The organism is Nitrosomonas sp. Nm132 (genome assembly GCF_900100485.1).
Classification (GTDB): domain Bacteria; phylum Pseudomonadota; class Gammaproteobacteria; order Burkholderiales; family Nitrosomonadaceae; genus Nitrosomonas.
In genome coordinates this window covers 1-11,277 of record NZ_FNDH01000059.1, presented here as the reverse complement: position 1 = coordinate 11,277, position 11,277 = coordinate 1, and the positions used below count along the sequence as shown (strand labels likewise).

Annotated in this window: 9 protein-coding genes and 2 pseudogenes; 9 read left to right on the top strand and 2 right to left on the bottom strand. The window is 49.6% G+C overall.

What is annotated here, in order from left to right:
* The 5 genes and pseudogenes from BLP80_RS15340 to BLP80_RS13370 all read left to right on the top strand — a co-directional run.
* A pseudogene (locus tag BLP80_RS15340) lies at positions 1-78 on the top strand (IS5/IS1182 family transposase); the annotation flags it as partial.
* Between the two features lie 313 nt (positions 79-391).
* Positions 392-1,858: a DegQ family serine endoprotease gene (locus tag BLP80_RS13385; protein ID WP_090544044.1), complete on the top strand. Its 1,467-nt coding sequence runs from the start codon at positions 392-394 to the stop codon at positions 1,856-1,858.
* Between the two features lie 47 nt (positions 1,859-1,905).
* Positions 1,906-3,513 carry a S10 family peptidase gene (locus BLP80_RS13380; RefSeq protein ID WP_176754376.1) on the top strand — a complete coding sequence of 536 codons (1,608 nt, stop codon included), beginning with the start codon at positions 1,906-1,908 and terminating at the stop codon, positions 3,511-3,513.
* A 102-nt stretch (positions 3,514-3,615) separates the two neighbouring features.
* Positions 3,616-4,053 carry a thioredoxin TrxC gene (gene trxC, locus BLP80_RS13375; RefSeq protein WP_090544041.1) on the top strand — a complete coding sequence of 146 codons (438 nt, stop codon included), beginning with the start codon at positions 3,616-3,618 and terminating at the stop codon, positions 4,051-4,053.
* 170 nt (positions 4,054-4,223) lie between these two features.
* Positions 4,224-5,192 (top strand): ornithine cyclodeaminase family protein, encoded by a 969-nt coding sequence (locus BLP80_RS13370; protein ID WP_090544046.1) that lies wholly within the window; start codon positions 4,224-4,226, stop codon positions 5,190-5,192.
* Positions 5,193-5,230: 38 nt separating this feature from the next.
* Here the strand turns inward: BLP80_RS13370 and BLP80_RS13365 are convergent, their stop codons facing one another.
* Entirely contained in the window at positions 5,231-7,906 is a 2,676-nt protein-coding gene (locus tag BLP80_RS13365; RefSeq protein WP_090544039.1) for a cation-translocating P-type ATPase, read from the bottom strand.
* A gap of 457 nt (positions 7,907-8,363) precedes the next feature.
* On the opposite strand from BLP80_RS13365, the gene BLP80_RS13360 reads away from it, so the two are divergent.
* Together BLP80_RS13360 and BLP80_RS16730 are read left to right on the top strand one after the other, a co-directional pair.
* Entirely contained in the window at positions 8,364-9,053 is a 690-nt protein-coding gene (locus BLP80_RS13360) for a sodium/calcium exchanger protein (protein WP_090544037.1), read from the top strand.
* Entirely contained in the window at positions 8,968-9,174 is a 207-nt protein-coding gene (locus BLP80_RS16730) for a hypothetical protein (RefSeq protein ID WP_371128832.1), read from the top strand. The genes BLP80_RS13360 and BLP80_RS16730 overlap by 86 nt, the downstream gene beginning before the upstream one ends.
* A 25-nt stretch (positions 9,175-9,199) precedes the next feature.
* Here BLP80_RS16730 and BLP80_RS13350 read toward each other — a convergent pair.
* Positions 9,200-9,465 (bottom strand): annotated as a pseudogene (locus BLP80_RS13350) (transposase); the annotation flags it as partial.
* Between the two features lie 222 nt (positions 9,466-9,687).
* On the opposite strand from BLP80_RS13350, the gene BLP80_RS13345 reads away from it, so the two are divergent.
* Both BLP80_RS13345 and BLP80_RS13340 read left to right on the top strand, forming a co-directional pair.
* Positions 9,688-10,272, top strand: coding sequence for a CBS domain-containing protein (locus BLP80_RS13345; RefSeq protein ID WP_090544033.1), 585 nt, complete (start codon positions 9,688-9,690; stop codon positions 10,270-10,272).
* Between the two features lie 331 nt (positions 10,273-10,603).
* Positions 10,604-10,999: a VOC family protein gene (locus BLP80_RS13340; protein ID WP_090544031.1), complete on the top strand. Its 396-nt coding sequence runs from the start codon at positions 10,604-10,606 to the stop codon at positions 10,997-10,999.
* Positions 11,000-11,277: the final 278 nt, after the last annotated feature.

Sequence of the window (11,277 nt, the reverse complement as noted above, 5' to 3'; positions counted from 1 at the left end):
ACACGATACGACAAACTCAAGAGAAATTACGAAAGTATGGTAGCTATCGCGTGTGGATACCTGTGGCTACCTATGTGAAATGTCAACAGACCCTAACGTACGTTCCTGGATAAAGCTAAGGATTTTATGGATAAGCGAACGGGAAGGTGAGATAAAATTTACTCCAATGTTTTCTACTGCAGCTGGATTTCTCCCGATATGAAAGAGATGACAGAGTAGAAGGTATCGTGAAGAAGCGGCACAATTCTTTACTATCGAAAATATTGAGTGTTTCTGCGTGCGTGCAAGCTGTGAGAGTCTGGAAATCCAATAATAAAAATTGGAGTATTATGAAGATGAATGACAAAGGTTGTTTTCATTTAGATCACTCACAAGTGGAGGTTCTTATATCATGAAAAAAATTTTGTATGCTTCGTTATTGTGCCTCGTGTGGCTGGTAATCCTACCTGCCCATGCAACTGATGATGCTATCGCTAATCTGCGGCAGACGGGTCAGGCATTCGCTTCAGTTGCGCGCACAGTTTCACCTTCCGTCGTATTTATTCAGGTTGAGGGTAAAGTATCGGGTGAGGTTGCCCAATTTTCCTCACCCTTTGAAGATGAGTGGCCCTTTGGCGACGATTTCTTTAAACGCTTCTTTGGTGACCGGTTTCCAGGGATTCCCCGCACGCCTCGTTCTGACAAGCCGCGAGGTGAGCATCGCATGATAGGACAGGGATCTGGTTTTGTTTTTTCAACTAAGGATAACCTGTTATCTGATAAAACCTATATTCTGACGAATAACCACGTTGTCGAGAGTGCTGACAAAATCCGGGTAAAATTTCAGGATGAGCGCGAATTCGACGCTAAAGTCACTGGCCGTGATCCTCAGTCTGATATCGCGGTCATAGAGATCAATGCGAAGGGATATCCTGCACTCCCCCTGGCCGATTCTTCCAAGCTGGAGGTCGGTGAATGGGTCGTGGCAATTGGCAATCCCTTTGGTCTGAGTCACACGCTGACAGTCGGCGTGGTCAGCGCTAAAGGGCGAACGAGTATCGGTATCAATGATTACGAGGATTTCATTCAGACCGATGCAGCAATCAATCCAGGCAACTCAGGCGGTCCTTTAGTTAATCTGGATGGCGAGGTAGTAGGCATAAATACTGCCATCTTTAGTCGGAGTGGGGGATATATGGGAGTGGGCTTTGCTATTCCCACTAATCTGGCTAAGGCAATTGCCAATCAGCTGATTGAACATGGCGAGGTGACGCGTGGTTACCTGGGTATCGTGATTCAGCAACTGACGTCCGATTTGGCGGAGTCGTTCGGAATCGATGCTTCGCAAGGTGTGCTTGTTTCTCAAGTCAGCAAACATTCTCCGGCGGAGGAAGCAGGGCTGCGCCAAGGAGATATCATCGAACGCTTCCAGGGGGAGCCGGTAAAAGAAGTTGGAAAATTCCGTAACCGGGTCGCGCTGACCGCACCCGGCAGCACAGTAGAGTTGACCATCCTGCGGGACGGCAAGCATAAGACTTTGAAAGTCCTGGTCGGCAAACTCTCCAAGGATAAACTCATTGCGGAGATATCGCAGCATGCGGAAGATATTGGTTTGACAGTGCAGACGCTAACACCGCAACTGGCAGAACAATTTGGCGCTACAGCCAGTGAAGGCGTTGTCGTCACGGAGGTTCGGCCCAGTTCTATCGCCGCTATGGCAGGAATCAAGCCAGGTACGATTATCCTGCAGGTAAATCGCAAGGAGGTGAGGAGTGCGTCTGAATTCCAACGTGCGGTCAAGGAAAGCAGTGGTGAAAAACGCGTGCTGTTGCTTGTTCGTGAGGGTGATACGCAACGCTTTGTTGCGTTAAATTGGTAGGGGCGGATGTAGGGATGTCAACCCACCTGTGTAAGGAAATGACGATAATGAGGAAGTGCTACCTGGAGCTGCATTTTTTATGGATGGTCGTTATAACCTGGTTTTGTTTGTCGCAGGCAACGATCGTAATGAGCGCACCCGAGAAGGCTGAAGTGCAATCCAGACCCTTGGGCGGAGGGGATGTGCTTGATGCTTCCAATCGTTCGGTTACTTTGCACACCTTTAAGGCGGGTGAGGCAAAATTTGACTATACGGCGACTGCTGCATCGATCACGACTTATGATAAACAGTCAAAACCAATTGGTCAGATTTTCTATATTGCATACAAGGTAGAACGACAGGGCGGGCGCCCTCGGCCGTTGACCTTTGTGTTTAATGGCGGTCCCGGCGCCGCATCCGCGTATCTCCATCTCGGCGCGCTCGGACCGCAGCGCGTCGTATTCAATGCAGATGGTACCGTGCCGCCGATGCCGGCGCGCATCGTGGACAACTCGAAAAGCTGGCTGGTGTTTACTGATCTGGTTTTCGTTGATCCTGTGGGAACGGGTTATAGCCATGAGGTGAAGCATGGCGAAAACAGTCAAAAAAACGATAAGGAAGAACGGAAATCAGGTCATTCCGGGGACGTGCCGTCCCGGTCCAAGGTCTGGGGCGTCAAGGAAGATACGGCCTCTCTGTCCCGTTTTATTCGTGCGTATCTGACTGAGGAAAATCGCTGGCTGTCGCCTATTTACTTGGTCGGTGAGAGCTATGGAGGATTCCGGGTGGCGCGCCTGTCCAGGCAGCTGCAATCCGATTTTGGCATTGCGCCAAGCGGTCTGATCCTCATCTCGCCAGTACTGGATTTTAGTTTTATCTGGGACAATGAGCGTAGTCTTTGGCCTTGGGTGTCCTTATTGCCGAGTTACGCGGCGATCGCAGCAATCCATAAGCGCAGTAACCAGACAAATTACCAGACGAACGATCCCCGTTCCTCGCTTGCGGAAGTGGAGCGTGCCGCCTTGTCCAGCTATCTTGGCGGACTGGCCGCGGGGACGCTCAAGCAGGATTGGCTCGATCAAACCAGCAGATTGATCGGACTGGAGAAGGATACCCTGCTGCGTGGCGTGGGGCGCGTTCCTCCCGCGCGTTTTGCCAAGGCGCTGCTCGCTGACCAGCACCGTGTGCTGAGTTTGTATGATGGATCGATTACGTTGATTGATCCGGAGCCGGCCGAACCGCTGCTTGCCAGTCGTGATTTCTATCTCGATCGTGTCAATGCACCGATGACGGCGGCTTTTAATAGCTACGTCCGTGATCGTCTGGATTTTAAAACCAGCATACCCTTTGTGTTATTAAATGAGGAGGTCTATGAATCATGGAATTGGCGATCCGGGATTCGCGGGCAGCAAGGCTTTGTCGAGGCAGTTTCAGATCTGAAACAGGCCATGAACCTGAATCCCGATATGCAAGTTCAGATTGTGCATGGTATTTTCGATCTGGTCACGCCATACTATGCCTCCGAGATCCTGATCAAACAAATGGCGCTGGATCCACTGATAAACAATAATATTCAGCTCAAAGTCTACCACGGTGGGCATATGCCTTACTTGCATCAGGGTGCGCTCGATGCCATGTTCGAGGATGTGGTACGATTTTATAAATTGGCGCCATGACCCGTTATTCCGCGCAGCAGTGAGCAAGTCAGGTAAGATGCCGCTTAGGGTGCAGTCTGGTTAACAGGTGATTTCACAATAACCTTTGATTGGGAAGATATCATGAGCGAATCGATGCATATTGTTTGCCCGCAGTGTGATGCTATCAATCGTATTCCTTCCGGGCGGTTGGGCGAAGGACCGAAATGCGGCAAATGTCACCAGTTACTGTTTAATGGTCATCCCGTGGAATTGACGATGACCAGATTTCAGAAACATATTAGCCATAATGATATCCCGGTGCTGGTCGATTTCTGGGCGCCCTGGTGCGGTCCCTGCAAAATGATGGCGCCTCAATTCGCTCAGGCCGCGACACAACTTGAGCCCAAAGTGCGTCTGGCTAAAGTCAACACCGAGGTTGAGCAGCTGTTGGGCGCTCAGTTTGGCATTCGCAGTATCCCGACGCTGATACTGTTTCAGCATGGTCGCGAGGTGGCGCGCCAAGCAGGTGCTATGGGAATGGCGGATATTTTGAGATGGACACGCACAGTCTGCGAATAAATCTACTACGCGCCGCGCGCCTTGCACTCTGGGTGCTCGCTATGATTTCTTCGCAGATGCTGAGTCATTTTTGATGATAAGAACTTTGCTTTAGGTCACCGATAAATAGGTATGTGCTTTTCATAACAACTGTCTGGAGTGATCAAGGTAACCAAAAATAGGCAATGAAAATGGAAACGCCGGAAAGCTTATTGTATCTGTCCCATAAGACACTTGAGAGCCTGTCTCTCACTATAGAGGATGCCATTGAAAGTATTGAGCACCTTTTGCGCAGACGCAGACAGTCACAGGTCTGGAATGCGCCGAAGGCGGTCATTACGCCACCGGATGGCAGATATATGATGGCAACGCTATCTGCGGCGGACGATCCCCCTTTCCTGGCAGTGAAATCGCTTATTCTCAATCCGCACAATCGGGAGCGTGGTCTGCCCGATATTAATTCATTGATTACCCTCCTTGATAGCAATACCGGCCTGCCGCTGGCTGTCATGGATGGTAACTGGATCACCGCAGTGCGTACGGCAGGGCTGAGTGCAGTAGCAGCCAGGCGACTGGCAAGGTCTGATACTTCGATTGCGGCATTTATCGGTTGCGGTGTCCAGGCACGCAGCCATTTGCAGGCTTTTTCTGCCCTGTTTCCATTGAAAGAAATTCGTGCGTTCGGTCGCGGAAGCGTAAATCGAGAGGCACTGTGTCAGGCGGCGGAAAAACTGGGCCTGTCGGCAGTTGCCAGCAGGAGTGCCCAGGAAGCGGTGAGTGATGCTGATCTGGTAATTTCGACCGTCACGCTTTCGCCTGAGCTGGTTCCTTTTCTTGATGCACGTTGGTTGAAGCCCGGTACGTTTGTTACAGCGGTTGATTTAGCTGCATCCTGGCTAAAAGACAGTATGCCTGCGTTCGAACGCATTATCATTGATGATCTCGAGCAGGAAACACAGATGCCGACACCTTTGGTTGATCCTGAGCTGGTTAATGGAGATCTGACAGGCTTGGTTAATGGTGATATCGCTGGACGCTGCTCTGACGATGAGAAGGTCGCATTCATTTTTCGCGGCTTGGCCCTGGGGGATTTGGCACTTGCGGCGCTGGCCTACCAGCGCGCCCGCCAGTCATTCAAGGGATTTGAAATTAAACGTTAGCGAAACACAATCAAAATAAAAGAAATCAGTAAAGGAAGTTATCCTTTTTTTCTGATGTCCGCCTGACAGAAACGATTGGAATTACGATAAATGATGCTGCGGCGCCTCAGCCATTTTTCTATTTCGGTAGCAAGTAGTACGATCCACGGCATCGTGCAGCAGAATAGGAGTTCTTCCGCTGATAAGGGTGCGGTATGAAAGATGTCGTTAAATAAGGGAATATAGATCACACTTAACTGTAACAGGACAGTCAGCAAGACTGCGCCAATCAGCGCTCGATTCGTCGACCAGCCCATTGTAAATAATGATTGTGTCTCCGAGCGGATTGCCAGCACATTAACCAACTGCGAAAACGTCAGTACGGTGAAGATCATCGTTTGCCAGTTTTCGATGTTATTTTGCAAGGCCCATGCTTGCGTGAACAACGACAACGCACCAATCAACAATCCGATCCATAAAATGTACTGCCACATACCGTGCGCAACAATACTTTCCTGCGGGTGCCGCGGCGGTCGCTGCATAATACCTTGCTCTGCTTTCTCCTGAGTCAATGCCAGACCGGGTAAGCCATCGGTAACCAGATTTATCCACAAAATATGAATGGGGAGTAACGGTATCGGTAAGTCGAGAAACGGTGCCAGAAATAATGTCCAGATTTCACCCGAGTTACTGCTCATCGCATACTTGATGAACTTGCGAACATTGTCGTAGAGTCGTCGTCCCTCGCGGATAGCGCGCACAATTGTGGCAAAATTGTCGTCCATCAGCACCATATCTGCGGCCTCACGCGCGACATCCGTACCTTTTTTACCCATAGCGACACCAATATCGGCTTTTTTCAATGCCGGCGCATCATTCACCCCATCTCCGGTCATAGCGACATATTCACCACGCTGCTGTAATAGTTGTATCAGGCGGATTTTTTGCTGCGGTGAGACACGTGCATAAATCTGTACATGTTTTATGTGATCGGCCAGTTCCTCGTCAGTGAGGTGTTCGAGCTGTTTTCCTGTGATAACCTCGGCGTGTTCATGCACCAAGCCGATTCGTTCTGCGATCGCACGTGCAGTCGCCGGATGGTCGCCGGTAATCATGACGGGTGTAATTCCGGCTTGGTAGCATTCCTGTACGGCCGCTGGCACTTCGTCACGTGGCGGATCCATTAGCCCCACCAAGCCAAGAAATGTCAGTCCTTGTTCCACGCTATTGACGTCGATGTGTTGCGGCAGTGCTGCCCAGTCACGATAAGCATAGGCAATGACCCGATAGCCCCGTGAAGCCCAGTGGTTCGCAATGTCAAGCATAACAGCGTGGTCGAGTTGTCCAGCGATATGACTCGTGCATTGTTCCAATACCTGTTCCGGTGCGCCTTTGGTAATGGCAAGCAGTCGCTCGTTGCTTTGGTGAAAAGTGGTCATGCGCTTTCTGTCCGAGTCGAATGCAATCTCGGCGATGCGCGGCCATGCCTTGCTCAACGCTTCATAGACGACGCCGGCATCGAGTGCTGCCTGCAACAGTGCAATCTCGGTCGGATCCCCGGTCAGTTTTCCGGCCAGATTTCTTTCCACATCGTGATTTAACGCCAGCGCATGGGTGAACAGCTTAACTTCGGATTGGGTATCGGCAAGGAGGGGAAGCGTGGGGTATTCAGCACCGGCCGCATAAAATAATTCCGCATGCATGATGTTTCTGGTTAATGTTCCTGTTTTGTCGGAACAAATAAAGGTGACCGACCCCAAGGTTTCCGCTGCGGGTAAACGCCGCATCAGTGCATGCTGGTGCACCATACGACGTGCGCCCAGCGCGAGCGCAATCGTCACGACAGCCGGCAGCGCCTCGGGAATCGCCGCGACGGCGAGGCTGATTGCGGTCAAAAACATCAATATGGCATCTTCGCCGCGTAATAAGCCGGCCACGAAGATAATCGTGCAAATCGCTAATATCGACAGCGCCAGCTTGCGGCCAAACACCGCAAGACGTCTTTGTAGCGGGGTTTTTTGGACTGTTTCGCTGCCAAGCATGGCTGCGATTTTACCCAACTCGGTAAGCATTCCGGTGGCTGTCACCACTCCTATTGCCCGGCCGCGTGTGGTAAGAGTGCCGCGAAACAGCATATTATGCTGCTCGGCCAGGATCGCGTCTCTGTCCTGCATGGAATCGATAGTTTTGCTCACTGGTACGGACTCACCCGTGAGTGCCGCTTCGTCAACCTCAAGATCTATCGCCTCCAGTAGACGAATATCTGCTGGCACCATATTGCCAGCCTCCAGTAATACGATATCGCCGGGGACAAGCTCTGCCGCAGTTAGCAAGTGAGCGATCTCTTCGCGTCGTACCCGCACCATTGCGTGTCCCATGCGCTTCAAGGCAGCCACCGCTTGTTCGGCGCGGAGTTCCTGCGCGAAACCAATCAGCGCATTGAGGAGGAGAATGACAAGGATTGCAGTTGCATCGGTAAATTCGCCTACTACGCTAGATACGATGGCTGCAGCGATCAGCACGAGAATCATGAAATCGGTGAATTGATCGAACAGTATGCGCCACCAGGGGTGCCCTGCCGTCTCTACAATTTCGTTATTGCCAAATTTTTGGCGGCGACGTGCGACTTCTTCGGATGTCAGCCCACGATCCGGGGTAACTTCCAGCAACATGCAGACGTCTTCAGCTTTCAGAACGTGGAAAGCATGGTCTTCAGGTATATCGGTAGTACTCATATAGAGAGTCTTGTCGAATGATGAGTCGTTATGGCTACTGATCGCCTTTCATGGTTATTCTAGAGCAGTTTTTTATTCGGATAATGACTAAAATTGCTTATTCATTGTTGCAACGGTATTAATTGATTTTAAAGCTGAGTGACTTGATTGAGTCGTTTGCAGACCTGAATAAAGCAAATGCTGTGCCGTTGGCATGCTTCTGATTCAGAGTGCATGTGATATCCGTATTTTTGCGCATAATCCCTATGCGTTTGTGTGACGGTATTTCAGATTCTAAGGGGATGCAAAATGAAGTATTAAGTGAAAAAAAGTATGTGTTTTTCCTTTACACGAGCAGATTTACTGCTACCGTTGATTTTATGGCTGCGGTGATTCTGAGCGAACTGGCGCTCCTGACTTATTTCGTTCTTATCAATGTATTTTACCGAATAATACTTATGTGCAATGGTGCTTAGTCATGCTGGTCTGGTTTGAATTTGCCCTCTGTCTGATCCTGATCGCGGTGGCTGGTTACCGTCTGTCCCTTTACGGTGACATGATTGGTGAGAAACTGGGATTGCCCCGATCCTGGATCGGGGTGGTAATGGTAGCTTCGGTTACTTCCTTGCCGGAGCTTGTTAACGGAGTCAGCTCGGTCACGGTCGCTCAGACGCCGGATATCGCTGCCGGTGATGTGTTGGGTTCTTGCGTGCTTAATTTGTTGCTCATCGTTATCCTTGATTTTCTTCATCGCGAAGAGCCGGTCTATACCCGGGCCAATATCGGACATGTCTTGTCTGCGGGCTTCGGAGTCATCCTCATTGGTTTCGTGGGTATCAGCCTGCTGCTATCGCAAACTGGCATGCAACTGTCGTTTGCTCATGTCGGGCTGTATACACCGATTATTCTGGTCATTTATGCCTTGGCCATGCGTATCATATTCCGTTACGAGCAGATGCAGGGATTGCCATTAGCCGGACGTGGCCAGCCAGCGCTACAAGCACCTTGCCCTCAGACAAGCGGTGACGGGCTTTGCCATGGCAGCCGTTGTGATAGTAGCGGCCGGCACCTGGCTGCCCTTCGTGAGCAAGGATATGGCGGAGATCATGGGTTGGAGCGAGAGCTTTGTCGGCACTCTGTTCGTGGCTACTGCCACCTTCCTGCCTGAAGCAGCGGTGTCAATAGCTGCCGTGTGCCTAGGGGTGCTGGACATGGCCCTGGGCAACCTGTTCGGCAGCAATCTGTCCAACATGGCCATCCTGGCTATTGATTCCATTTCTATTTCATAAGTGAAACAATAGAAGCAACTTATGTTAATATCTGCCTTTCCAGTTTGAGTTGCCTGATCTGTGCTTTCAGACGTCGGATTTTTTCTTGTTCCGGTATCAGTTTTCCATTGCCACGAAATGTTTTGCCCATCATCATCATCTACCTGATATTCCTTGATCCATCGCCTGAGTATGTTGGCGTTAATTTCTAGGCTTCGGACTGCTTCTGCTATCGAGCGCTGATCCAGAACCAAGGCGAGGGCGGATTGCATCTAACTTGAATTCTTTTGTGTACTGCTTCCTTGTTATCATTTTTCTTCCAGTTAAGACTATTTTCTCTTAACTGGAATGTCCGGCTCTATTAGACCATGTCATATGGTGAATTAACTCCTTAAACCTCCTGGCTATTTTATTCTGGGAGATATTCCATATTGACCCTTCATTTTGATGAGCGTAAAGTGGTGACAAGGATAGTCTGAGGTTTTAATCCTTCTCAATTTCACGTACTTATCCACCAACTAGGAGGATACTATCATGCTCGCATACCCTATACTTCCTGTGCAGCGCTTAACAGGCACTGTTCGGATCGCTCACCTGGCCTTACCAAAATCTGTAACAATGGAATCGCCGGCGCTCGAAATTATGACTGATTTACGGCATACTCATGTTGCTGAAATCGAACCACATGCAACCATGGAGTTGGCCAATATATATATGATGCAACGAAGTGTGCGCTCGTTGTTTGTATTAAATGATGATCACCTTCTCCAGGGGGTAATTACTGCCTCCGATATTCTCGGGGATAAACCCGTGCGCTTCATCCAAGAGCGGCGCGTGAAATACGGTGAGATTCTGGTTTCGGATATCATGACACCACTCGATTGCTTAGAAGCGATTCCCATCGAGGAAGTGCAGTATGCCAAAGTTGGCCATGTGATCGCGAGTCTGCGTGATGCTGGTCGACAGCATACCTTGGTAATAGAGGAGGATGCCGAGGGTGCTCCATTGGTATGCGGAATTTTTTCATTAACACAAATCGAAAAGCAGTTAGGTACTGCTATTCTACTTACGGAAGTTGCCAAGACTTTTGCAGAGATTGAAGCGACTCTGATGCATTGATAATAGAATAGCTTAGTTCGGCTTTCACCATGCACTGAAAGTACTGATTTTTTATCAGTACTTTCAATCTGGAAGCTAGTGCGGCATTTTGTGAATACCTCGATGTTAAATCGTGCCTTTTTCTGTCATGTTACGTTGCGCCGCTTTGCTATATATTCAACATGGGGGAGGGTTGATCAATAGAATTTTGTTTTGGCCTAGATCAGATAATCCATTAACCGATTTATAAGTTGGCGCGGGTTTTAACGCACTTCGAGAAAAATGTGCTTAAGGCACGGGTTCACTTAGATTATATGAAAAAAAGCAAATTGATGGACTGTGAGAGATCAACATGGCAATCGATGGTATGAACCATTTTACAGTGCTGACCAGCGATCTGGAAAAGTGCAAGACTTTTTATATTGATGTGCTTGGGCTGACAGAAGGCCATCGCCCATCCTTCACTTTTCCTGGCGCATGGCTTTATTCAGGCGAGCAGGCTATTTTGCATATCATCGCAGGAAGACCATTGCCAGCAGACGTACAGGGCGTCATTGATCATATGGCGTTTACTGCATCTAATCTCCAGTCAGTCATAGATACGCTAAACCAGCATGGCATCGCATTCAAACTGCATCGGCTGGTGGACCAGCAAACATGGCAGCTTTTTTGTCATGACCCAGATGGTGCGAAGGTAGAACTCGATTTTGCGGCGAGCGAGCCAGAACCCAGGATACCTATTACCTAGGCAGACTCGAATCGGCAGAAAACTGCGCCGCATAATTGATCATATTGCATGGGGCACAGCTTCTTTCCCTGGATCGAGACCTTTGCACGGTAGAGGTCTGGTGATGATTGGAGATTGGTATAATATTCAGACCACCTGATCCCGACGATTTTAAGATGATCCCAATTTAAAGATCAGACGAAGTCCAGATCGAGGAAAGAAGGTTTCAGTAGCATTGAGCTCCTCGCAAAGCTTAGCGATGACCTCATCAGTATGTGCGCGTGCGCTGTGGTGCAAAC

What these genes read in the sequence shown, in the direction of transcription:
- BLP80_RS13345 (WP_090544033.1), top strand. Translation starts at nt 9,688, where the DNA reads ATGCTCGCATACCCTATACTTCCTGTGCAGCGCTTAACAGGCACTGTT.
- trxC (WP_090544041.1), top strand. Translation starts at nt 3,616, where the DNA reads ATGAGCGAATCGATGCATATTGTTTGCCCGCAGTGTGATGCTATCAAT.
- BLP80_RS13340 (WP_090544031.1), top strand. Translation starts at nt 10,604, where the DNA reads ATGGCAATCGATGGTATGAACCATTTTACAGTGCTGACCAGCGATCTG.
- BLP80_RS13385 (WP_090544044.1), top strand. Translation starts at nt 392, where the DNA reads ATGAAAAAAATTTTGTATGCTTCGTTATTGTGCCTCGTGTGGCTGGTA.
- BLP80_RS13360 (WP_090544037.1), top strand. Translation starts at nt 8,364, where the DNA reads ATGCTGGTCTGGTTTGAATTTGCCCTCTGTCTGATCCTGATCGCGGTG.
- BLP80_RS13370 (WP_090544046.1), top strand. Translation starts at nt 4,224, where the DNA reads ATGGAAACGCCGGAAAGCTTATTGTATCTGTCCCATAAGACACTTGAG.
- BLP80_RS13380 (WP_176754376.1), top strand. Translation starts at nt 1,906, where the DNA reads ATGAGGAAGTGCTACCTGGAGCTGCATTTTTTATGGATGGTCGTTATA.
- BLP80_RS13365 (WP_090544039.1), bottom strand. Translation starts at nt 7,906, where the DNA reads ATGAGTACTACCGATATACCTGAAGACCATGCTTTCCACGTTCTGAAA.